This is a genomic window from Streptomyces sp. NPDC048565 (genome assembly GCF_040650935.1).
In the GTDB taxonomy this organism is placed as follows: domain Bacteria; phylum Actinomycetota; class Actinomycetes; order Streptomycetales; family Streptomycetaceae; genus Streptomyces.
The window spans coordinates 47,407-72,383 of sequence record NZ_JBEZIH010000037.1 but is presented as its reverse complement, the minus strand read 5'-3'; the positions used below and the strand labels follow the sequence as shown (position 1 = coordinate 72,383).

At 70.1% G+C, this 24,977-nt stretch carries 9 protein-coding genes and 1 pseudogene; 4 read left to right on the top strand and 6 right to left on the bottom strand.

Annotation, left to right across the window (positions count from 1 at the left end; translation table 11 throughout):
- Together AB0C75_RS33005 and lysS are read right to left on the bottom strand one after the other, a co-directional pair.
- Positions 1-87 (bottom strand): annotated as a pseudogene (locus tag AB0C75_RS33005) (hypothetical protein); the annotation flags it as partial.
- A gap of 21 nt (positions 88-108) precedes the next feature.
- Complete coding sequence (gene lysS, locus AB0C75_RS33000) at positions 109-1,869, bottom strand: lysine--tRNA ligase (protein WP_362895748.1); 1,761 nt, start codon at positions 1,867-1,869, stop codon at positions 109-111.
- A 148-nt stretch (positions 1,870-2,017) separates the two neighbouring features.
- Between lysS and argS the strand changes: the two genes are divergently transcribed.
- The 4 genes from argS to AB0C75_RS32980 all read left to right on the top strand — a co-directional run bounded on the left by argS (position 2,018) and on the right by AB0C75_RS32980 (position 8,683).
- Positions 2,018-3,796 carry an arginine--tRNA ligase gene (argS, locus tag AB0C75_RS32995; protein WP_362895746.1) on the top strand — a complete coding sequence of 593 codons (1,779 nt, stop codon included), beginning with the start codon at positions 2,018-2,020 and terminating at the stop codon, positions 3,794-3,796.
- A 465-nt stretch (positions 3,797-4,261) separates the two neighbouring features.
- Positions 4,262-7,258, top strand: coding sequence for a BTAD domain-containing putative transcriptional regulator (locus AB0C75_RS32990; RefSeq protein WP_362895744.1), 2,997 nt, complete (start codon positions 4,262-4,264; stop codon positions 7,256-7,258).
- Positions 7,259-7,422: 164 nt separating this feature from the next.
- On the top strand, positions 7,423-7,599 hold the full coding sequence (locus AB0C75_RS32985) for a hypothetical protein (protein ID WP_362895743.1): 177 nt from the start codon (positions 7,423-7,425) through the stop codon (positions 7,597-7,599).
- Positions 7,600-7,849: 250 nt separating this feature from the next.
- Positions 7,850-8,683 (top strand): 4'-phosphopantetheinyl transferase superfamily protein, encoded by an 834-nt coding sequence (locus AB0C75_RS32980; protein ID WP_362895741.1) that lies wholly within the window; start codon positions 7,850-7,852, stop codon positions 8,681-8,683.
- 73 nt (positions 8,684-8,756) lie between these two features.
- On the opposite strand, the gene AB0C75_RS32975 is transcribed toward AB0C75_RS32980, so the two are convergent.
- The 4 genes from AB0C75_RS32975 to AB0C75_RS32960 all read right to left on the bottom strand — a co-directional run bounded on the left by AB0C75_RS32975 (position 8,757) and on the right by AB0C75_RS32960 (position 24,924).
- Positions 8,757-10,553, bottom strand: a complete 1,797-nt coding sequence (locus AB0C75_RS32975) for a BTAD domain-containing putative transcriptional regulator (protein WP_362895739.1) — start codon at positions 10,551-10,553, stop codon at positions 8,757-8,759.
- Between the two features lie 297 nt (positions 10,554-10,850).
- Positions 10,851-13,703: an amino acid adenylation domain-containing protein gene (locus tag AB0C75_RS32970; RefSeq protein ID WP_362895737.1), complete on the bottom strand. Its 2,853-nt coding sequence runs from the start codon at positions 13,701-13,703 to the stop codon at positions 10,851-10,853.
- Entirely contained in the window at positions 13,700-24,631 is a 10,932-nt protein-coding gene (locus AB0C75_RS32965) for an amino acid adenylation domain-containing protein (protein ID WP_362895735.1), read from the bottom strand. The genes AB0C75_RS32970 and AB0C75_RS32965 overlap by 4 nt, the downstream gene beginning before the upstream one ends.
- Positions 24,632-24,708: 77 nt before the next feature.
- Positions 24,709-24,924 carry an MbtH family NRPS accessory protein gene (locus tag AB0C75_RS32960; protein ID WP_362895734.1) on the bottom strand — a complete coding sequence of 72 codons (216 nt, stop codon included), beginning with the start codon at positions 24,922-24,924 and terminating at the stop codon, positions 24,709-24,711.
- Between the last annotated feature and the right edge of the window lie 53 nt (positions 24,925-24,977).

Genomic DNA, 24,977 nt, shown 5'->3' with positions numbered 1-24,977 from the left:
CTCGTTCACGGTCTTCGTGAGCGAGCGCTCGAAGCCGCTGACGTGGGTGCCGCCCTTGGGGGTGGCGATGATGTTGACGAAGGACCTGAGGGTCGAATCCCGCCGGTGCTACGCGCCGAGCAGCGTCCGCACCCGGTCCGCTCCGACCGCGAGGAGCAGCGTGGGCAGACGGGGGCCGGTGTCGCGGCCGACGAGCAGCCGGTACAGCAGCGCGAAGAAGGAGCGCTGGGCGACCTTCAGCTCGGGCGTCGGCCTGGCGTCCGGCTCCAGGCCCTCCAGCACCTTCGGCACTCCGTAGACGAGCGTGGTCAGGCCGTCCAGCGACCAGTGCGAGTCGAGCCCTTCCAGCAGCAGCCGCAGCGACTCACGGCCCTGCTCGTCCAGGGAGCCGAGCAGTTCCTTGTCCGGCTCGTCGCGGACGATGGTGCGTGCCTCGGCCGGCACCTGCGTGGTGATCCAGCTCTCGGCGCGGTCGAGCCTGGGCCGCACCTCGTCGAGCGAGGTCAGCGGGTGCTCCGGGTCGAGCTCGCTGAGGATGCGCAGCGTCTGGTCCTCCGCGCCGGCGGTGATGTCGGCGACCGAGGCGAGCGTGCGGTACGGCAGCGGCCGGGGGGTGCTGGGCAGCTCTCCCGCGGCCGTACCGATGGCGCGGGCGTGGGCGGCGGCGTCGGCGGGGAGCACCGTGCCGTCGGCGACCTTGCGGGCCAGCGAGTCCCACTCGTCGTACAGCCGCTGGATCTCCTGGTCGAAGGCGATCTTGAAGGACTGGTTCGGCCTGCGGCGCGCGTACAGCCAGCGCAGCAGGGGTGCCTCCATGATCTTCAGCGCGTCGGCCGGGGTCGGCACGCCGCCCTTGCTGGAGGACATCTTGGCCATGCCGGAGATCCCGACGAACGCGTACATCGGGCCGATCGGCTGGACGCCGTCGAAGATCTCGCGGACGATCTGGCCGCCGACGACGAAGGAGGAGCCGGGCGAGGAGTGGTCGACGCCGCTGGGCTCGAAGATCACGCCCTCGTAGGCCCAGCGCATCGGCCAGTCGACCTTCCAGACCAGCTTGCCGCGGTTGAACTCGTTGAGCCGGACGGTCTCGGCGAAGCCGCACGCCGAGCAGGTGTAGTTCAGCTCGGTCGTGTCGTCGTCGTAGGAGGTGACGACGGTGAGGTCCTTCTCGCAGTTGCCGCAGTAGGGCTTGTACGGGAAGTAGCCGGCGGCGCCCGAGCCGCCGTCGTCCTCGTCCGCGGCGCCTGAGCCCTCGGCGGCCTCCAGCTCGGCCTCGTCGACCTTCTTCTGCTGCGGCTTCTTGCCGCCCTTGCCGCCCGCCGCGCCGTCCTTCTTGGTGCGGTAGCGGTCGAGGACGGCGTCGATGTCCGCGCGGTGCCTCATCGCGTGCAGGACCTGCTCGCGGTACGTCCCCGCCGTGTACTGCTCGGTCTGGCTGATGCCGTCGTACTCGACGCCGAGCTCGTCCAGCGCGGCGGTCATCGCGGCCTTGAAGTGCTCGGCCCAGTTCGGGTAGGCCGACCCGGCCGGGGCGGGCACCGAGGTCAGCGGCTTACCGATGTGCGCCTGCCAGGAGTCGTCGACGCCATCGACGCCGTTCGGCACCTTGCGGTAGCGGTCGTAGTCGTCCCAGGAGATCAGGTGCCGCACGGTGTGCCCGCGGCGGCGGATCTCGTCGGCGACCAGGTGCGGGGTCATGACCTCGCGGAGGTTGCCCAGGTGGATTGGGCCCGACGGGGAGAGCCCGGACGCGACGACGACCGGTTTGCCAGGCGCACGTCGCTCCGATTCGGCGATGACATCGTCCGCGAAGCGGGAGACCCAGTCGGTCTCGGTGCTGCTCTGACTCGAAGCCACGGTCGGCACGTCCTTCTCTCGTGTAGGACTCGTAGGGGGCGCCCCCATGAGGGACACCCTTCATTCTCCCAGCTACCCCCCGCAGCGCGAAAACGGCTTTACCCCCCGTGGGATACTGGAGTGATCACCTGTCCTCTACCGAAACGGCAGCCGGCTCATGGCCTCGGTCCCTTCCCTTGCTTCCACGCTCCAGCAGCAGCTCGCGGACGCCCTGACGGCAGCTCTGCCGGAGGCCGGCACCGCGGACCCGCTGCTGCGCCGAAGTGACCGGGCCGACTTCCAGGCCAACGGGATCCTCGCGCTCGCCAAGAAGCTCAAGGGCAACCCGCGCGAGCTGGCCTCCAAGGTGACGGCGGAGCTTCCCACCGGTGACACCGGTGACCTGATCAAGGACATCGAGGTCTCGGGCCCCGGCTTCCTGAACGTCACGCTCACCGACGCGGCGATCGTCCGGACGCTCGCCGCGCGCGCCGCCGACGGCGACCGGCTCGGCGTCCCGCTGAAGGCCGATGCGGGCACGACCGTCATCGACTACGCCCAGCCGAACGTGGCCAAGGAGATGCACGTCGGCCATCTGCGGTCGGCGGTCATCGGTGACGCGATGGCCCAGATCCTGGAGTTCACCGGCGAGAGCGTGGTCCGGCGCCACCACATCGGCGACTGGGGCACCCAGTTCGGCATGCTCATCCAGTATCTCTTCGAGCACCCGGACGAGCTGACCCACGAGGGCGACGAGGCGGACGGCGAGGCGGCGATGTCGTCGCTGAACCGCGTCTACAAGGCGTCGCGGGTCCTCTTCGACTCCGACGAGGAGTTCAAGGCGCGCTCCCGTGACCGGGTGGTGGCCCTCCAGGCCGGTGACCCGGAGACGCTGGCGCACTGGCAGCGGTTCGTCGACGAGTCGAAGGTCTACTTCTACTCCGTCTTCGACAAGCTCGACATGACGATCGACGACCCCGACATCGTGGGCGAGTCCGGCTACAACGACATGTTGGAGGAGACCTGCCGGATCCTGGAGGAGACGGGCGTCGCCGTCCGCTCCGAGGGCGCGCTGTGCGTGTTCTTCGACGATGTGAAGGGCCCGGACGGCAACCCGGTGCCGCTGATCGTCAAGAAGACCAACGGCGGCTACGGCTACGCGGCCACCGACCTCTCCGCGATCCGCGACCGGGTCCAGGGGCTGAAGGCCGACACCCTGCTGTACGTCGTCGACGCCCGGCAGTCCCTGCACTTCAAGATGGTCTTCGAGACGGCCCGCCGCGCCGGCTGGCTGAACGACGACGTCACCGCGTACCAGCTGGCCTTCGGCACGGTACTGGGCAAGGACGGCAAGCCGTTCAAGACCCGTGAGGGCGTCACGGTCCGGCTGGAGGACCTCCTGGACGAGGCCGTCGAGCGGGCCACCGCGGTGGTCCGGGAGAAGGCCGAGAAGGTGGGCCTGACCGAGGAGGAGATCGTCGAGAACGGCCGGTACGTCGGCGTGGGCGCCGTGAAGTACGCGGACCTGTCGACCTCAGCCGTGCGGGACTACAAGTTCGACCTGGAGCAGATGGTATCGCTGAACGGCGACACCTCGGTGTACCTCCAGTACGCCTACGCCCGGATCCGCTCCATCCTGCGCAAGGCGGGCGACGCGAAGCCCGTCGCGCACCCGGAGCTGGACCTGGCCCCGGCCGAGCGCGCGCTGGGCCTGCATCTGGACCGGTTCGGCGAGGTCCTGGCCGAGGTCGCCGAGGGGTACGAGCCGCACAAGCTGGCCGCGTATCTGTACCAGCTGGCCTCGCACCTCACCACGTTCTACGACCAGTGCCAGGTGCTGAGCGACGACAACCCGGCGGAGGTCGTCGAGAACCGGCTGTTCCTCGTCGAGCTCACCGCCCGCACCCTCCACCAGGGCATGAAGCTGCTCGGCATCAGGACGCCCGAGCGCCTCTGACCGTGTGACGCAGGGGGCTGTCGGGGCGCGAGCCCCGGCAGCCCCCTTGTCATGTCCGATGCCAGGCATGTCCAGGCGGCATATCCCCGGAATTGACTGCGGGGGAAAACATGAACAGTGCTCACATAAGAACGGCCGCCACTCCGCCCGAATAGTGTTACCCGCGGACGCACCTGGATTCGGCAGGACCTATATTTTTCGCCAGCAGCGCGCAATGTTCCGCGAATCCACTCGCCCGAAACCCCCTGGGCTTTTAGCGGCCTACCGCGCGAGTAACATGACATTCCGGCGAAAGAGTTGCCACTTACTCTGGAGTAGCGCCCATGTACCGGGCGGTAGATCGTAAGGTCGCCGTATCGTGAGACCGCAGCACCGGCTCAGGAAAAACCACGATGCGGGAGTGGTGGGCCGGCTGCCAGGCAACAGGAACAATTGCTTCCACCGTACGGGAGGCAAGGGGGATACATGGAGAAGCGGCTGACCTTCAAGGTGTTAGGGCCCCTGGAAGTGACGTCCGGGACCGAGCAGGTGCCGGTCGGGGGGCCACGGCACCGGACCATTCTCGTCGTGCTGCTGCTCAGCCCGGGCAGGATCGTCCCGGTCGACACCCTGATCGAGGCCGTGTGGGGCGACCGCCCACCGGCCACCGCTCGTACCCAGGTGTCCATCTGTATCGCGGCGCTGCGCAAGACGTTCAAGACCGCCGGCTTCCCCGGCGAGGTCATCGTCACCGCCCACCCCGGCTACCTCCTCCAGGTGGGCATGCACCAGCTGGACTCGGAGGAGTTCTCCGGGCTGGTCGCGGCGGCCGAGCTGGCCGTCAAGAACAACAGGCTCGCCGAGGCCGCCCGTTGCTACGCGGACGCGCTGAAGCTGTGGCGCGGCCGGCCGCTGGCGGGCGTGACGGGAAGGCTCGTGGAGGACGAGGCGCGGCGGCTGGAGGAACTGCGCCTCGACACCTACGAGAACGCCACGGCCGTGCACCTGCGGCTCGGCGACCACCAGAAGATCCTTCCCGATCTGGCGGCGATGGTCCGCGAGCATCCGCTGCGCGAGCGGGCACGGCATCAACTGATAACCGCCCAGTACCACTCGGGCCGGCGGGCGGAGGCCCTGGAGACCTTCAGGGACGGACGCCGCTGGCTCATCGATGAGCTCGGCCTCGAACCGGGTCCTGCCCTGTCCGAGCTGCACAACGCGATCCTGCAGGACGAGCCCTCGCTGACCGCTCACGGGCCGGAGGGCGCGGGCGGCGACGCGCTGCCGGGGCAGAAACCCGTCGGCGACCCGCTGGAGCTTCCGCCCGATGTGTCGGGTCTCGCCGGCCGTAAGGAGGAGCTGGCCCAGCTCGACGAACTGCTCGAACTCAGCGCGGTGGCACACGGCCCGGCCACGGGTCTGATCACCGGGGTCGGCGGGGTCGGCAAGACATGTCTGGCGGTCCGCTGGGCGCACAGCGTCGCCGACCGCTTCCCCGACGGCCAGCTCTTCGCCGACCTCCGCGGCTACGACGAGCATCTGGAGCCCACGACCGCCGGGGAGATCCTCGGCCGGTTCCTGCGCTCCCTCTCGGTGCCCATAGGGCAGATACCGGCCGAACCCGAGGAACGCGCGGCGCTCTACCGCAGTCTGCTCGCAGACCGCCGGGTGCTGGTGGTGCTCGACAACGTTCGCACGTTCGCGCAGGTGCGCCCGCTGCTGCCGAGCAGCGGGGGCTGCTGCGTCGTGGTGACCAGCAGGGAGCAACTGCCCGAGATGGTCGCCTGGCCGCCGCAGGCCTGGGTGCGGCTCGGCCGACTGTCACCGTACGAGGCGGTCGAGCTCCTCGGGAAGATCGTCGGCGAGGAGCGCATCGCCGCCGACCCGCTGTCCGCCGCCCGGCTCGCGGAGCTGTGCGACCTGTTGCCGCTCGCCCTGCGCATCGCCGGGGCGCGGCTCGCCTCCAAGCCGCACTGGACGGTGTCGCGCCTGGTGCGGCGGCTGAGCGACGAAGGGCTTCGCCTGGACGAGCTGAGCTCGGGAGAGTCCCAGGTGCGTGCCAGTTTCGCCCTGACCTACCGCGGCCTCTCCCCGTCGACGGCGCTGCTGTACCGGAGCCTGGGCCTGCTCGATGTGCCGGATTTCGGGGCCTGGGTCGCCTCCGCGCTGCTGGACACGGATCTGCTGACCGGGGAGCGGCTCATCGAGCAACTGGTCGACGCGCAGTTCCTCGACGTGGTCGGCCTGGACGCGACGGGGCACCCCCGCTACCGGTTCCAGAACCTGCTGCGGCTGTTCGCCCGTGAGCGCGGCGAGGTGGAGGAGACCCCCGAGGAGAGACAAGCCGCACGGCAACGCGCCTTCCGGGCCTATCTCTCGCTGGCCGAGCAGGCTCACCGCCGCTCCTACGGGGGCGACTTCAGCATCATCCACAGCGCGGTGCCCCGCCATCCGCTGCCGGACGAACTCGGCGCCGGGCTGCTCACCGCCCCGCTCGACTGGCTGGAGACCGAGCGGCTCTCCCTGGTCTCGGTCGTCGAGCGGGCCGCCGCGCTCGGTATGGACGAGCTCGCCTGGGATCTGACGATGTCCGTCATGGTGCTCTTCGAGACGCGCAACTACCTCGACGACTGGCGCGAGTGCAGCGAGCGGGCGCTCGCCGCCGCCAGGGCGGCCGACAACGCCCGTGGCCAGGCCGCGATGCTGCACAGTCTCGGGGCGCTGGAGATGCGCCAGCGCGACTTCGGCGGGGCGTACACGTCCTTCACCCAGGCTCTCGCGCTCCATGACCGGGCGGGCGAGGCGCACGGCCACGCCCTCGTCCTGCGCAACATGGCCATGATCGACGAGATGCGCGGGGACCTGGAGACCGCCATGAACCGCAGCGCACAGGCCCTGGCGACGTTCCGGACGGTCGGCGACCTCTCGTCGGAGGCCCATGCGCTGAACAACATGGCGCAGATCGAGCTGGACCGTGGCCGTACGGACTCGGCGAAGCAGCTGAGCCTCGAATCGCTGCGGGTCTCCACGGCGATCGGTGAGGGCGGAGCCCGCAGTCTGGCGCTCGGGACCCACCGGCTGGCCCGGGTGTACCTCGCGCAGCAGGAGTACGGCCTGGCGGAGGAGGCGTTCCTGCGGATGATCCGGATCGTCCGGGCCAAGGCCGACATGTTCGGTCTGGCCCATGGGCTGCTCGGGCTGGGCGAGGCAAGACTGGGCACGCGCAGCTGGGCGCAGGCGAGGGAAACGCTGCGGCACGCACTCGAAATCGTGGGACTGGTCGACAGCGCTCTGGTCGAGGGGAAAATCAAACTGGCCCTGGGCGAGGCGTCCAGGGAATGCGGCGACCTCCAGGACGCCCAGCGATATTTCACCGAGGCACGGGCGGACTTCACCCGGATCGGTGTCGAGACATGGGTGGAGCGAGCGCATCTGGCGCTCGTCGAAACATGTCCCGCAGAAGAGACGCCAGAAATCCACTGACGGTTCCACAATCCGCTGACCGGTTCCTACCTACCGGTACCCGGAATCCCTTCACCTTCGATATCGGCGGCCCCGGAAACCGAAAGCGGAGTGATAATGAGCCGAAACCCTGGTGCCATAACGTTCATCGCATAGCACGTTGCCGACATGGGGGAAGTCAAGTCATGCAGAACGTCCGTCACACAATCGCCACCGCCACGATCACCGCTGTTCTCGTGGGGCTGTGCACCGTCGCCGGTGCCGGAGCGGCCTCGGCGGCGCAGGCCGGCAACGAGCCCGGCCTGTCGGCCGTGACCGGCGGGCAGGCCGGCAACGGCACGGATGACGAGAGCTGGCACTGAGCATCCGCGGGCCGGAGGGGTACACACCCGGCCCGCGGAGGTGAACAGCGGGCGCCGGGATCCCGGCGCCCGCTCCGTGTGTGCGCTTCAGGCGCCCGCTCCTGCCGCCCTCCGGCCACCCTCGCAGTGCCCGTCTCCGGCGGCCCTGGCGGCGAAGAAAATATATCCGCGATATACGAGGGCGGTACGGTCCGCGCCACGCAGCCGGCAGTCGAAATGACAGAGAGTGCTTATGGCGCCCCCTCGCAACATGTTCGAGAACAGCGGCGGCCGCGGGGCTGAGGACAGTCCCGCGGCCGTGTTCCGCGCGCTCCGCGCCGGCGGAGACACGCATGTCTGGTGGTGGCGCCGGCCGTTGCGGACCGATCCCGCGGATCTTGCCCTGCTCAACACCGAGGAGTTCCGGCAGGCCCTGTGCCTGCATGCGGAGCGGGATGCGGCGGCGTACGTCCACACTAGGGCGACGGCGCGCAGGGCTGTCGGGGAGCTCCTCGCCGTCGCACCGGGGGACGTCGACATCGCGAGGCAGCTCTGTTCGGTCTGCGGAGATCCCGGGCACGGCCCCACACGTCTCGAAAGACCGGAAGTCCCTCTGGCCATAGGCCTGGCCCGTACCGGCGACCACACCGTCCTCACGGTGGGGACCGGGGCCGCGATCGGCGTGGCCGTGGAGCGTCTGCGGCCGGTACGCCAGGACGTGCTGAGCGAGTCGTGGCTCACCCCCGACGAGGCGCTCCATCTGCTCGAGCTGCCGAGGGGCGCGGCCCGGGACAAGGTCTTCTACCGATGTTGGACCCGGAAGGAGGCCGTCCTCAGAGCCTTGGGGCATGTATCGGATGGGGTCCGTCCGGATCAGGTCGAGTCCTATCCTGCGACGACGGACACCGTGCTGATGCACTGCCCCGGCACTCCCGACGCGCTGCACCCCGACGGCCGTACCGCCTGGGTCGTACGTGATCTGACGCTCTCCGCACGCGTGGCCGCCGCCGTCGCCCAGCCCGCCGAGACCGAGCCGGCCTGCGGTCCGGTGCGGATCCACTCGCCCGAAGCCCCGGTGCGGGGCACCGTTCCCGGCGCGCTGTGACACCGCACGGGCGGTGACACGCACGGCACGGACCGTGGCACACGGGGCACGGGCGCCGACATGTGGGCCCCGCTCAGTGGGCGGCGGTGGCTTCGGGCTGTTCGGGCTGTCCACGGTGCGCCGTGTCCTTCAGTAACCTGGCCAGGAGCAGCACCAGTTCGTGGAAGCGGTAGAGCGGCCGGCCCTGCCGGTCGACACCGCAGATGTCGAGCAGCGCACCGTCCACCAGTCGTTCGAGGCGCTGCTCCGCCGCCGGTTCCCGGGTCCCCAGATGCGTGGCCGCCCGCTGTGCGGGGAACGCCTCCGCACCGATGTCCGCCAGCTGGATCAGTGTGGTCCGTGCCTGCTCGGATCCGGGTAGCTGCCGCAGCGCCGGCATCAGCGCGCCGATCACGTCGATCCCGCCGTAGGACAGCTCCCGCAGCCGGGTCTCCGGATCCGCCAGCCGCTCGGCGAGCCGGGCGACGGGCCAGAAGGGGCGCGCGGCGAGCCTGCTCCCCGTGACGCGGAGCGCGAGCGGCAGTCCCGCGCAGTAGGCGAGCACATCGTCGGTCGCGTCGGGCTCGGCCAGCAGCCGCGCACGGCCGGCGGACGCGGCCAGCAGGTCGAACGCGGCTCCCTCGTCGAACGGGGCGAGCGCGGTCGTTCGCGCTGTCGTCACCTGGGTCAGCCGGGCACGGCTCGTGATCAGGACGACCGCGTCCGGCGACCCGGACAGCAGAGGGTCGAGCCCGCCGCTGCCGACGGCGCCGTCGAGGACGATCAGGAGTCGCTTGCCCGCTGTGCGTCTGCGGTAGAGACGCACCAGCTCGTCCAGTTCCATGCGCCCGTCCGCACCGCTGCCCGTACCGCCCCTGCCGACGCGTTCGTCCAGCCCCCGCAGCAGTGTCGTGAGCACCTCTGCGGGCGGCCGAGGCCGGCCGTCGGGCTGGTCGAGTTCGGCGAAGAGACAGCCACCGGGGTAGTGCGCGGCGCCGGCGTGGGCGGCGTGCACGGCGAGCGCCGTCTTGCCCACGCCCGCCATGCCGGTGACCAGCAGATGGCGCGGGCCACGGCCGGCCGCGGCGTCGGCCAGCTGGGCGCGCAGGGCGGTGAGTTCGGCCTGGCGACCGATGAAGTCCTCGGTGTCCGGGGGCAGCAGCATCGCCGGGGCGTCGTCGGTCTCGTAACCGGACTCCTCGCTCTGCCGGGGCCTGGCCCCGGGCCCGGGGCCCCGGTTACCGGCGAGCACGGCCTCGTACGTCGATCCGAGTGCCTCGCCGGGGTCGATGCCGAGCTGTTCGGCGAGCAGACTGCGTCCCTCGTAGTAGCTCTGCAGCGCGTCGCTCTGGCGCCCGCCGCGGTAGTACGCCGTCATCAGCTGTGCACGCAACTTCTCCCTCAGCGGAAATTGCGCGACGAGGCCGGTGAGTTCGGCGGTGAGCTGCTCGTGCCGGCCGAGCGCGAGGTCCGCCTCGATCCGGCTTTCGAGCGCGTGCATCCGCGCCTCCTCCAGCTGAGGAAGCGCGGCGTCGGCGAGGTGTTCGGTGACGTTGGAGAGCGCCGTTCCCTGCCAGTGCCCCAGCGCCTCCGTGAGCAGCGCCCCGGCCTCGCCGAAGCGCTTACGGCGCAGCGCGTCGCGCCCCAGCTTCTCCAGCCGCTCGAACTCCAGAAGGTCAACTCTGCAGTGCGGCGCGGCGAGCAGATAGCCGGGCTGGCGACGCTCGATCCGGACTTCATCGCCCAGAAGCTTGCGAAGCCTGGACATGTACGTATAGATCTGTGCGCCGGACGTCGCCGGCGGCTCCCATCCCCACAGGAGCGTATTGAGCCGGGTGTCGGACACCACGCGCCCTCTTGCGAGCAGCAGGGACGCGAGCACTGTGTGCACCTTGGAACCGGACAGCGCAACGCGTGTGCCGTCCTTGTGAGCTTCAACCGGGCCGAGGACTCGGAAGTCCATTCGGCACCCCCCGTCTGGCTAATGCGAACGTGTGCTCGCTGCAGAAGCTATGCGGGTGCCTTATTCGCGGGTTATTCGTTCGGTAACGCCTTGGCCTTGGCCTTGTGATGCGGGGGTGGAAGCCTCGCCCCCCGGCCTGGTTCCCGGGCGGGTTCCCGGGCCGGGTGCGGGGCCGCCGCCCGGAACCGGCGGCGGCCCGTCATCTCCCGTGTCAAGGGACGCGTTTCAGCCGGTGACCTCCAGATCACGGCCGAGGAGCGCGGCGACGACCTTGTGCACATGCTTGCCGTTGTCGGAGTTCGTCATGACGACACAGCCGTTGCCTGACCGAAGCCGCAGCGAGGTCAGCGCACGGAACCCGGCCGTCTGCCCGCCGTGCCCGAACTCCGGGTCCGCCATCGAGCCGTCGACCACGGTGCCCAGACCGTAGAAGCTCCCGGGGAACGCCTCCGTGAGCATGACACCCGCGGACCGCGCGGACAGCAGGTCCGAGAAGCCCAGATGGGCCTGCCGGATCTCCACCGCCAGCTGGGCCAGATCGGAAGGTGTGGACCACAGGCCGCTGCCCGCGAGCACCGGGCGTACCCGGTAGCCGTCCAGGAGCGCACGGCTGTGCTGGTCGTGACCGTCGGCGACGTCCCTGCCTGCGGCGTGCGGGGCACCGGGAGCGAGGAAGGAGCTGTCCCGCATGCCCAGGGGGCCGAACACCAGCTCCGCCGCCAGCTCCTGGAATCCCTGTGCGGTCACATCGGTCAGCAGCTGCTCGATCATCGCCCACTGGCTGCCGGCCTTGCGGAACAGCGCCCCCGGCTCGTGCTCGGCCTCCACCTCGTCCAGTACGGCCCCCAGCTCCGGCATGGTCTCGCCCGGCCGCCACCAGGTGCTGGGCGTCTGTGACAGACCGGCGGTGTTCGACAGCAGGTGCCGCAGCGTCAGCGGCCGGCCGCCCGGCGCCTTGGGGGCACGGCGACCGCTCAGGTAACCGTCGATGTCCGCGTCCAGCTCGAGCACGCCCCGGTCGACGAGCCGCAGCGCCGCGAAGGCCGTGACGTGCTTGCTGATCGAACCGGCCTGGAACCGGGTCCGCAGCGTCACCGGAGCACCGGCCGTCCTCGTCCCGTAGGCCTGCACCCCGACCAGCTGGCCGTCCTTGAGAAGCGCGACAGCGGCGCCGGGCACCCCGTGCGCCTCCATCGCCCCTGCCACGTCGGACGCGGCCTGCTGCCCACCTGCTGTGACCATCGTCATCGGCACGCTCGCTCCTCCGTCGGTCGTCCCGGTCGTCCCGGTCTTCTCGGCGTGCCCGGTTCCGGGCTCGGCGCCGTCGATCGTCAGCGCGAGATCCTCGATGGTCTCGCTGTCCAGCAGCATCCGCAGCGTGAGGTCGAGCCCCGACTTCCGGGCAGCGGCCATCACATGGACGATGCGCATCGAGTCGGCCCCCAGGTCCAGCAGCCGGTCCCGCACGCCCACGTCGGGCACCTGGAGCACCTCGACGCAGGTCGCCACGAGCAGCTGCTCGGTCCTGGTGCGCGGTGCCACGTACTCCCGGTCGGCGACCAGCGCCGTACGTCCTGGCGCGGGCAGCGCCCTGCGGTCGACCTTGCCGGCCGCGTTCAGCGGCATCGCGTCGAGCAGGACGAACGCGCCGGGCACCATGTACGAGGGCAGCGAGGCCCCCAGGTGCGTACGCAGCTGTGCCTGCTCGACGGACCCGCCGGTGACCGCGTAGGCGACGAGCAGCTTCTCGCCGTTGCCGTCCTCGCGGGCGACCACCGTCGCGTCCTTGACCTCGGGGTGGGCCAGGAGCACTTCCTCGATCTCGCCCAGTTCGATGCGGTAGCCCCGTATCTTCACCTGGTTGTCGATCCGGCCGAGGCACTCCAGCTCCCCGTCCGGCCTGAACCGCGCCAGGTCACCGGTCCGGTACATCCGCGACCCCGGCTTCCCGCCGAACGGCTCCGGGAGGAACCGCTCGGCCGTCAGCCCCGGCCGCCCGACGTACCCGCGGGCCACACCGGCGCCCGCGATGTACAGCTCACCGACCACACCCACCGGCACGGGCTGCTGCACCGCATCCAGCACATACGTCCGGTAGTTGTGGATGGGCCGCCCGATCGGCACGGTGGCGGCGTCCGGCTCGATCTCCCAGGCGGTGGACCAGACCGTCGCCTCGGTCGGACCGTACTGGTTGACCAGCCGGTCCACCCTGCCCCTCAGATCACGGGCGAGCCCGGGCGGGCATTCCTCGCCGCCGGTGACGGCCGTCAGCGGCACACGGCCAAGACCGGCGGCGATGAGGAGCTTCCACCCCGCAGGGGTGGCCTGGGCATGGGTGACCCCTGCGGTCTCGACGAGCCGCAGCTGCGCGTCCGCGTCGTGGACCTGGTCGTCATCGGCGAGAACCACCCGGCCGCCCGTGATCAGCGGCAGATAGAGCTCCGTCGTCGAGATGTCGAAGGAAAGCGACGTCGACGCCAGCCAGGTGTGCTCCGGATTCGCCTTGTACCGCTCCCGCATCGAGAACAGGACGTTCAGCAGGGAGAAGTGCGCGATCTGCACCCCCTTGGGACGCCCCGTGGAGCCGGAGGTGAACAGCGTGTAGGCGAGCCGGTGCCCGCGGGACGGGTCCTTCGGGCCCCGGTCCGCCGGCTCCTCCACCCGGGTGCCGGGCCGGACCGCGATCAGAGCGCCGTCCCGGTCGAGGTCGACGACCGCACCGTCGAAGCCCCCGCCGAGGCGCTCGTACAGGCTTCCCTGCGTCACGATCAGCCGGGCTCCGGCGGAACGCAGCATGTAGGTCAGCCGGTCCGCCGGCAGCCCCGCGTCCAGGGGCAGATGGGAGCCGCCCGCCTTCCAGATGCCCAGGAGGCCGGGCAGCGTGTCGAGCCCGCGGTTCAGCAGGACACCGACCACGGACTCGGGCCCCACACCGGCCTCGCGCAGCTGGTGCGCGATCCGGTTGGCCCGCACATCGAGCTCGCGGTACGTCAGGGTCTCCGCGCCCACCTGCACGGCGACGGCATCGGGGGTGGCCGAGACGGTCGCCTCGATCACCTCGTGCACATATCTGCTCATCCCCACTCCACCTCGGTGTCGTTCCAGTCCTCCAGCACCTGGGTCAGCTCAGCGGTGGACAGCAGCGCCGCGTCCACGTCCCCGTCCGGATCGGCCGCCATGGCCTCCAGCACCGCCCGGTACATCCCGGCGAGCCGCTCGGCGTTCGCCCGGTTGAGACCGGTACTGACGGCCCGCAGGACCAGCCGTCCCGGCACATTGGCGATCGACAGCGTGAACTCGTTGGAGCTGTCACCCGCCCCGGCCTGCACATCGACCGTCCCGGTATCCACCTGGTGGAAGTCCTGGTAGCGGTACATGATGTCGAACAGCCGCCGCCCGCCGGCCAGACGCTGCACCGCGGGAAGCGGATGGCGCCGGTGACCGTAGACCTCGGCCTCGCGGTCGAAGACCTGCCGGATCAGCTCGCTCCAGGTCCTCGCCGTGCGGTCATGGGCGAACGGCAGCGTGTTGAGGTACATGCCGTAGACCCGCTCGGCCCCGGGAACCTCAGGACGTGCGCTGTACAGCACGCCCGTGTGGAAGGCCGGCTCGTTGGTCACCGTGCTGAGCACCTTCAGGTGCGTGGCCAGCAGGACCGCCTTGAACGACGTACCGCTGGACGTCGCCAGCGCGCGCAGCGCCGGCTCGATGTCGCGGAACTCCACCGAGAGCTTGAAGTCCTCACGCGGGGCGGCGTTGCCGTCACCCCAGTCCGCGGGCAGGACGCACATGGCGTGCCGGTCGATGATCCCCTGCCAGTAGCCCCGGTCCTCGTCCGATTCCAGGGACTCCTGTTCGGCCGCGATGAAGTCGGCGTAGCGCACGGCCGTCGGCTCCGGCTGCTCGGGCTCCTCACCCGCCGCGTACGCGTGGTAGAGGTCGAGCACCTCCATCAACAGGGACTGCTGGCTCCACCCCTCGGTGATGGCGTGGCAGTGCGTGAAGCCCAGGTGCCACGCCTCGTCGGACTCGACGAGTGCGGCGACACGGAGCAGCGGAGGCCGCCCGAGCTCGAACAGCTCGGCCCGTTCCGCAGCGATGTGCGCCCGGCGGGCTTCCGTGAACTGCTCGGCGTCCAGGCTCCGCAGATCCTGCACGACCACCGGAATGACGGCGTCCGCACGGACCAGCTGGAGGGGGATGTCGAACTCCTCGATGGAGAACGACGTACGCAGCATCTCGTGGCGCTCCACGATCGTCTGCCCCGCACGGCGCAGGGCGTCGGCGTCGAAGGGCCTGCCGTCCTTGATCCGGAACGTGGACGTGTTGTGGTACTTGTTCAGCCCGTCATCGGCGAGCATCTCGACCAGCATGCCGAGCTGCACCTTGGATATCGGGTACGCGTCGACGAGACCGTCCGGCAGCGCCGCGCGGATCTCGTCCGACACCAGGGCGAACGGTGCGACCGCGACATCCTCCTGACCGGGCTCCGTTCCGGCGAGCTCGGTGGCGAGTCCGGCGACCGTACGGTGCTGGAACACGTCCCGTACGCCGGCTTCGAAGCCTTCTGCGCGCAGGGCGCCGACCAGGGCGATGGCCTTGATCGAGTGACCGCCCAGATCGAAGAAGTTGTCCTCGACCCCGACCTTCTCCACGCCCAGGACCCGGCTCCAGACGGCCGCGATGCGTTCCTCGGTGGGGTTGCGGGGCGCGACGTAGGTGTCCTCGGCCGATCCTTCAGGGTCGGGGAGAGCGCGTCGGTCGATCTTGCCGTTGGCCGTCAGCGGAAGCGCGTCGAGTGCGACGAAGACGGACGGGACCATGTACTCGGGCAGCGACGCCCCGAGCTCATCGGCCAGCTCCTCGGTGCCCGTACCGACGACGTAGGCGATCAGCCGCTGGTCCTCCGACACCACCACCGTCGCGTCGGTGACCTGCGGGCGAGCGATCAGCGCGGCACGGATCTCGCCGAGCTCGATCCGGTAACCACGCACCTTGACCTGGTCATCGATACGCCCAAGGAACTCAACCGCACCATCACCACGCCAACGGACCAAGTCACCCGTGCGGTAGAGACGCGCACCGGCCGGCCCGAACGGGTCAGGCACGAAACGCTCAGCCGTCGCACCCGGACGGAACGCGTAACCGCGTGCCACACCCGTACCGCCGACGAACAGCTCACCCACCGCGCCCACCGGCACCGGCTGAAGACCCGCGTCCAGCACCCGCATCACCATGTTCGGCAGCGGACGCCCGATCGGGACCACGCCCTCGAACGCCTCGACCAGCGGGAACACACACGTACCCACCGTCGCCTCGGTCGGCCCGTACTCATTGAGCACCCGACCCTCGCCCAGGAGGACGCGCCAGCGTTCGACGAGACCACCGGGCAGGGCCTCACCGGCCACCACCACACGCGAGGCAAGCTCGCTGATCTGGTCGTCGGACAGCTGACCCGACAACACCTCCAAGTGCCCGGGCGTCAGCTTCATGAACGAGAACGGACCCGCCGCCACCAGGCTTTCACCCAGCTCCGTCAGCTCACCGTCCCACAACCACGCACGCTGACCAGCCGCAAGCGGCGCCCAGACATTCGGCACCACCAGGTCGAAAGCCACCGACGAGAACACCGGCGCACCACCCGAACCCGACGACACCAACTCCCGCACCGCCCAGTCAACATGATTGACCAGACTCCGATGCGAAACCTGCACACCCTTCGGCCGCCCCGTCGAACCCGACGTGAACACCGTGTACGCCACCGAATCCAGATCCAGCACACCCGAAGGCACCGAACCCGGGAAGGACGACACGTCATCCTCGGCGAGCACCGTCTCCACACCCGGGAAACGATCGGCATAGGCACCCGACGTCAGGGCCACACTCACCCGCGCGTCCTCGACCATCCCCGCGATACGGCCCGCCGGCAGCACCGGGTCCATCGGAACGAACCCACCACCCGCACGCCACACCGCCAGCAACGACACCACCAGATCGACCGAACGATCCAACAGCACCGCGACCGTCGACTCAGGACCCACACCCGCCCCACGCAACCTGTGCGCCAACCGGTTCGCCCGCACATCCAACTCAGCGAACGACAACGAACGGTCCCCGGCCTCCACAGCCACCGCATCCGGCGCCGCGACGGCCCACTGACCGACGAGTTCAGGCACCGCGATCTCGGGCACCACCACCGCAGAGTCGTTCCACCCGGTCAGCAGCTGTTCGCGCTCGCCTTCGGGCAGGAACACCTCACGGGCGTCACCCTCGACATCCGCGGCCATCGACTCCAGCACCGACCGGTACATCGCCGCGACCCGCTCTGCACCGGTGGCACCGAGCACCTGAGGGTTGACCGTGAGCAGCAGCCCGCTGCCTCGGGCGGCGACGGCGAGACCGAACTCCGTGGCACCCTCGCCGTCCCCGGATTCGGTGTCGACGACGTCGGTCTCCGCCTGGGCGTCCGCCAGGTCGAGGTAGCTGAAGCGCACATCGAGCAGCCGCGTACCGTCACTCAGCTCGCGCTGCATCACCGGCATCGGGAAGCGCCGGTGCGGCCAGAGCGTGCCCTCCTGGTCGAAGACCTGGCGGATCAGCTCCCGCCAGGTGCGTGCGCCGCGCTCGTAGGCGAACGGCACGGTGTTCAGGTACATGCCGTAGACCTGCTCGGCGCCCACGACCTCGGGCCGGCCGCTGGATACCAGGCCGGTGCAGAAGGAGTCCTCTGCCGTCAGCTGGCTCATCACCTTCAGGTGCGCCGCGTGCAGCACAGCCTTGAGAGAGGTTTCTGTGCCGCTCGCGGCGGCTCGGAGCCCCGGTGTGAGGTCGGTGAGCGGCACGTGCACGGTGTTCGCACGGTGGCCGGGCTCGGCGTCGCCCCAGCCGGCGGGCAGCTCGAACTTGGCGTGCGAGCCGAGAACGTCCCGCCAGTAGTTCCTGTCCTCGTCCGAGGCCAGCGACTCCAGTTCGGCCGCGACGAAGTCCGCGTACCGCACGGCGGGTGCCGCCACCTCGGGCAGGGTTTCGCCGCCACGCACCCGCAGGTAGCCCTCGACGATGTCGCTGAGCAGGGTGCGGTGGCTCCAGCCCTCGGTGATCGGGTGGCAGACACTGACCGACAGCCACCAGGCCTCGTCGGACTCGACGAGCGCGGAGATGCGGATCAGCGGGGCGCGGGACAGGTCGAACGTCTCGGCGCGCTCCGCCGCGGTGTGCTCCCGGCGCGCTGCTGCCTGCTGATCGGCGTCAAGTCCGCGCAGGTCCTGAACGGTCACCGGGATGACGGCGCTCGCGTGGATGAGCTGGAGCGGCACGGCGAAGCCTTCGAGGTCGAAGGACGCGCGGAGCATCTCGTGGCGCTCCACCACGGTCTGCCCGGAACTGCGCAGGGCCTCGACGTCGAACGGACGGCCGTCCTTGATCCGGAACGCAGTCGTGTTGTGGTACTTGTTCAGGCCCTCGTCGGCCAGCATCTCGACCAGCATGCCGAGCTGCACCTGCGCCAGCGGGAAGGCGTCCACGAGGCCCGTGGGCAGCTTCGCCCGGTCCTCGTCCCCGATCAGTGCGAACGGTGCGACGACTGCGGACTCGGTGACCGGTTCCGTACCCGTGAGCTCGGTGGCGAGTCCGGCGACCGTACGGTGCTGGAACACGTCCCGTACGCCCGCTTCGAAGCCTTCTGCGCGCAGGGCGCCGACCAGGGCGATGGCCTTGATCGAGTGACCGCCCAGATCGAAGAAGTTGTCCTCGACCCCGACCCTCTCCACGCCCAGGACCCGGCTCCAGACGGCCGCGATGCGCTCCTCGGTGGGAGTTCGCGGTGCGACGTACGTGTCCTCGGCCGATCCCTCGGGGTCGGGGAGAGCACGCCGGTCGATCTTGCCGTTGGCCGTCAGCGGAAGAGCGTCGAGCCCGACGAAGACGGACGGGACCATGTACTCCGGCAGTGAGCCGGCCAGCCAGGCCGACAGGTCGTCCGTGCTGCCGACGACGTAGGCGATCAGCCGCTGGTCCTCCGACACCACGACGGTCGCGTCGGTGACCTGCGGATGAGCGATCAGCGCGGCACGGATCTCGCCGAGCTCGATGCGGTAACCACGCACCTTGGCCTGATCATCGATACGGCCCAGGAACTCGACCGCACCATCACCACGCCACCGCACCAGGTCGCCTGTGCGATACAGGCGTGCGCCGGCCGGCCCGTACGGGTCGGGCACGAAACGCTCAGCCGTCGCACCCGGACGGAACGCGTAACCCCGTGCCACACCGGCACCGCCGACGAACAGTTCACCAACCGCGCCCACCGGTACCGGCTGAAGACCCGCGTCCAGCACCCGCATCACCATGTTCGGCAGCGGACGCCCGATCGGGACCACGCCCTCGAACGCCTCGACCAGCGGGAACACACACGTACCCACCGTCGCCTCGGTCGGCCCGTACTCATTGAGCACCCGACCCTCACCGAGCAGCACACGCCAACGCTCGACGAGACCACCGGGCAGAGCCTCACCAGCCACCACCACACGCGAGGCAAGCTCGCTGATCTGGTCGTCGGACAGCTGACCCGACAACACCTCCAAGTGCCCGGGCGTCAGCTTCATGAACGAGAACGGACCCGCCGCCACCAGGCTTTCACCCAGCTCCGTCAGCTCACCGTCCCACAACCACGCACGCTGCCCCGCGGCCAACGGCGCCCACACATTCGGCACCACCAGGTCGAAAGCCACCGACGAGAACACCGGCGCACCACCCGAACCCGACGACACCAACTCCCGCACCGCCCAGTCCACATGATTGACCAGACTCCGATGCGAAACCTGCACACCCTTCGGCCGCCCCGTCGACCCCGACGTGAACACCGTGTACGCCACCGAATCCAGATCCAGCACCAACTCCGGAGCCGAGTCCGGGAAGGACGACGGATCATCCTCGTCGACCCGCACCACGGCCACATCGAACCGGTCCGCGTACTCGCTCGACGTCAACGCGACCGTCACCCGCGCGTCGGCCACCATGCCCGCGATACGCCCGGCCGGCAGCACCGGGTCCATCGGAACGAACCCACCACCCGCACGCCACACCGCCAGCAACGACACCACCAGATCGACCGAACGATCCAACAGCACCGCGACCGTCGACTCAGGACCCACACCCGCCGCACGCAGCCTGTGCGCCAACCGGTTCGCCCGAACGTCCAGTTCCTCGAAGGTCAGGGACCGCCCGCCGGCCTCCACAGCCACCGCGCTCGGCGACTCCGCGATCCGACGCGCCACCAGCTCCGGCACCGCGATCTCCGGCACCGCCACCGCCGAGTCGTTCCACCCGGTCAGCACGCGTTCGCGCTCACCGCCGGGCAGGAACACCTCACGGGCGTCACCCTCGACATCCGCGGCCATCGACTCCAGCACCGACCGGTACATCGCCGCGAGGCGGTCCGTGCCCTCCCTGCCGATGAGGTGCCGGTTTGCCGTGATCACCATGAACCCGGCGCGGGTGGAGACACCCAGCGGGAACTCGGTGGGGCTGTCGTCGAGCGTGGCCGGGTAGTCGACGAGGTCCTGGTCGACCTGTCGGAAGTTCTGGTAGCTGAAGCGGACGTTGACCAGTCGGTCGCTCGTGCTGAGCTCACGCTGCATCACGCCCAGCGGGTAACGGCGGTGCGGCCAGACCTCGATCTCCTGGTCGAAGACCTGGCGCACCAGATCGCGCCAGGTCTCGGCGCCACGGGTGAAGGCGAAGGGCAGCGGGTTCAGGTAGACCCCGTACACACGCTCGGCGCCCACGGCCTCCGGCCTGGCGTTGGTCACGAGGCCGGTGAAGAAGGACTCCTCCGGCGTGAGCTGGCTCATCACCTTGAGGTGCGCCGCGTGCAGGACGCTCTTGATCGGCACCTTCGCCTTGCTGGCCAGGGTCCGCAGCCCCGCGTCCAGGTCGTGGTACGGCACCCAGGCGCGGTGCAGCCCGCGCGGAGTCTCCTCGGGGTCGTCGCCCCAGCCGGCGGGCAGCTCGAAGGTGGCGTTGTTCTCCAGGACCGTCCGCCAGTAGTCGCGGTCGTCGTCCCCGGCCAGGGAGACCAGCTCGGCGGCGATGAAGTCCGCGTACCGTACGGCGGCGGGTTCGGGCTCCTCGACCGGCGTACCGTCGCGCAGTGCGCGGTAGGTCGTGGCCAGTTCCATCAGGAGCGAGTGGTGGCTCCAGCCCTCGAGTACGGCGTGGCACTCGGTCAGGGTCAGCCACCAGGAGCCGTCGTCGCAGGTGTGTCCGGTGAAGCGGACGAGCGGGGCCCGGGTCAGGTCGAAGAGCTGGGTGCGCTCCTCCGTCATGAAGGCGCGCAGCGACGCCTCGACGGCTGCGCCGTCGAGCCCGCGCAGGTCCCGTCCGCCGACGGTCGAGGTGACCTCGGACGCGGCGTGGACGAGCTGGAGCGGTACGGAGTAGCCCTCGACCGCGAAGGAGGTACGCAGGATCTCGTGCCGTGCCAGCACCGTGTCCACGGCCTGCTGAAGCCGCTCGCGGTCGAAGAGCTGGTCGTCGAGTATCCGGAAGCTGGTCGAGTTGTGGTAGTGGTTGCGGCCGTCGTCGGCGAGCATCTCGACGACCATGCCGAGCTGTACCTGTGCCAGCGGGTAGGCGTCGACGAGGCCCGTCGGCAGCCGGTCGAGGTCCTCCTGCGCGAGCAGGGCGAAGGGCTCGACGGCCGGGTCGGCCTTGGCGGGAGCGGGGCGTCCGGTGATGAACTGGACGAGCTCGGCGGGGGTCCTGTGCTCGAACACATCGCGGACGGTCACGTCGTACTCGCTGTCGCGCAGTGCGCCGACGAGCGCGACGGCGCGCAGCGAGTCGCCGCCCAGGTCGAAGAAGTTGTCCTCGACGCCGACCTGTTCGACCCCGAGCACCTCGCGCCAGACGGCGCTCATCTCCTCCTCGGCCGCGGTGCGCGGTGCGACGTGGGCGGCCTCGACGCCGAGTGCGCTGCGGTCGGGGGCCGGCAGTGCGGCCTGGTCCAGCTTGCCGTTGACGGTCAGCGGGATCCTCCCGACGACGAGGAAGGCCGTCGGGATCATGTAGTCGGGGAGTGACCTGGCCAGCAGGGTGCGCAGTTCGCTGGGCGCTGCGACGGCCTCGCTGGTGGGTACGACGTACGCGACGAGCCTGCGGTCGCCCGGGGTGTCCTCCCGGGCGACGACGACCGCGTCCCGCACGCGCGGGTGCGCGGTCAACGCGGCCTTGATCTCGCCGAGTTCGATGCGGTGGCCGCGGATCTTCACCTGGTGGTCGATGCGTCCCAGGTAGTCGAGGCTGCCGTCGCTCCGCCTGCTCGCGAGGTCGCCGCTGCGGTACAGCCGGGAGCCGGGCTTTCCGTACGGGTCGGGTACGAAGCGTTCGGCTGTCAGGGCCGGCCGGTTGAGGTACATGCGGGCGACGCCGGGACCGCCGACGTGGATCTCGCCCGGCACGCCGGCGGGGACCAATTCGCCGTGCGGGCCGAGCAGGTGGACCTGGAGGTCACGCAGCGGTACGCCGATCGCGTTCCCGGTGTCGGACTCCAGGTCGGTGTCGGTGAGCCGGTGGTACGTGGTGTGGACGCAGGTCTCGGTGATGCCGTACAGGTTGACCAGCGCGGTCTGTTCAAGGCCGCGGCGGGCGACCCAGGGCTTGAGGCCCGGGATGTCCAGGCGTTCCCCGCCGAACGTCACGGCTCGCAGCGCGAGTTCGTCGAGCAGCCGGTGCCCGTCGGCGGCGAGGGAGACCAGGCTGCGGAAGGCGGACGGGGTCTGGTTGAGGAGGGTGACCTGCTGCTCGGTGAGGAGGCGGAGGAATTCCTCGGGCGCGCGGGCCACGTCCGGTGGTACGACCACGAGCCGGCTGCCGTGGATGAGCGCTCCCCAGATCTCCCAGACCGACATGTCGAAGGCGTAGGAGTGGAAGAGGGCCCACACGTCGTTCTCGTCGAAACCGAGGTGTGCGTCGGTCGCGGTGAACAGGCGGAGGACGTTGGTGTGGCTGAGGCCGACACCCTTGGGGCGCCCGGTGGATCCGGAGGTGTAGATGGTGTAGATCAGGTCGTCGGGCACCGCGCCGGACTCGGGGTTGCTGTCCGGTGCCGCGGCCAGGGCGGCGGTCTCCGCCTCACCGTCCAGCACGACGAGCAGCCCGTCGACGACGTCGGCCAGGTGCGCGGCGTGCGCACCGGCGGTGACGACGATCCGGGCTCCCGCGTCCTTGAGCGTGTAGCCGATGCGGTCGGCCGGGTGTTCCGGGTCCAGGGGCAGGTAGCCGGCTCCCGTCTTGAGCACGGCGAGGAGGGTCGGCACCAGGTCGAGGTTGCGGTCCAGGCTGACACCGACGAGCCCGCCGGGGCGTGCGCCGTGGGCCCGCAGGTGGTGGGCGAGCCGGTTGGCCCGGGCGTTGAGCTCGGCGTAGCTGAGGTGCTGGTTGCCGAAGACGACGGCCGTGGCGTCGGGGGTGGCCGCGGCGCGGTCCTCGACGAGCTCGTGGACGCAGCGGTCGGGCTCTTCGAAGAAGGCAGGCTCGGGCAGCAGGACCGCGAGGTCGGACTCGTCCAGCATGTCGAGGCGGGAGAGCCGCAGGTCGGGTTCGGCGACGGCCGACTCGACCAGCCGCACGAGGTGCCGGGCCATGCGCTCGACGGTGGTCCGGTCGTAGAGGGCGGTGCTGTACTCCAGTGTGCCGCGGACGCCGCCGTCCGCGGCTTCGCTCAGCTGGAGGGTGAGGTCGAAGCGCGAGACACGTGAGGTCGCGTGCAGGGTCTCGGCCTCGACACCGGGCAGCTGGAAGTCGCGGGTGCGCTCCTGGTGCATGGTGAAGGCCACCTGGCACAGGGGGGTGCGGGACAGGTCCCGTACCGGCACGAGTTCGTCCGCGATCCGCGCGAACGGGAACTCCTGGTTGTCGAAGGCGTCGAGCACGGTCTCCCGGGCGCCGACGAGCAGGTCCCTGAACGTCGGGTCGCCCTGCCACTGCCCGCGCAGGACCAGGGTGTTGATGCCGTAGCCGATCAGCTGTTCCAGCTCGGGGCGGCTGCGGCCCGACACCACGGTGCCGACCGCGATGTCGTCGCGGCCCGTGTACCGGGAGAGGAGCGCCTGGTAGCCGGCGAGGAGGGTCTGGAACGGGGTGGCGCCGTGTGCGGATCCGAGCGCACGCAGCTTCTCGGCCAGCGGGGCCGGTATCTCGACGGGCACCGCGTCGCCGTCGTAGCTGCGCGAGGCCGGCCTGCGCCGGTCGGTGGGCACTTCGAGCGGGGTGCTGCCGGCCAGCCGACCGCGCCAGTGGTCGAACTGCTTGGTCAGGTCGTCGCCGGCGAGGCGGGTGTGCTGCCAGGCGGCGTAGTCGGCGTACTGGACGGCCATCGGCGCCAGCGGTGACGGCTTGCCCTCGCCGAACGCCCCGTACACGGCTGAGAGTTCGGACATGAACAGGCCGACGGACCATTCGTCACAGGCGACGTGGTGGAAGACCACGACCAGCAGGTGGTCGTCCTCGGCGATCCGGATGAGCCGGGCCCGCAGCGGCGAGCCGTTCTCCAGGTCGAAGGGGCGGCCGGGCTCGGCCTCGGCCAGGGCGAAGGCGCGCTGTTCCCGCTCGGCGGGGTCGGTCGTGTCGGTGAGGTCGTCGACGGGGAGGCCGAACGGGGCGGGAGGGTCGATCAGCTGGACCGGCTCGGCACCTTCGAGGCGGTACCGGGTGCGGAGGATCTCGTGCCGCGCCACCAGTTCCTCGAAGCTGCGGCGCAGCACCGAGATGTCGAGCGGTCCGCGCAGCCGCAGGGCGACCGGGACGCTGTACTCCCAGCTGTCCGGGTCGAGCCTGCTCAGGAACCACATCTGCTGCTGACCGTGGGAGAGCGCCAGCGGGCCGCCCCGCTCGACCGGCACCACTGCGGCACGCCGGCCGCTGCGGCCTCCGGCGAGTCGGGCGCGCACCAGTTCCTCGCGCCTCTCCTCGGCCTGTCCGCCCGTGCGGACTTCGCCAGTACTCATGCTGAGCGCCCCTCCCGACCTTCGTTCCGTACGTCTCACTGGGTGTGGTGCGTGGTGCTTCTTCCGGCGGTTCCCGCTCAGACGCCGGACGTCTCCATGCGGCGGCGCAGGCTCGCGGGGCGCATGTCCGTCCAGACCTCTTCGATCCGGTCGAGGCAGACCTGCCGGACACCCTCGGTGCCCTCGGCGTGCCAGCCGGCCGGCAGCTCACGGTCCGCGTCCCAGATCGAGTACTGCTCCTCGTCGTTCAGGACGACTCGGTAGACGCGGTTGTCGGTCTGCTCGTCAGCCATGTCGGTTTCCCTTCGGTGGTCGGATTCCCACCCAGCTTCGGACGCGCGCCTAT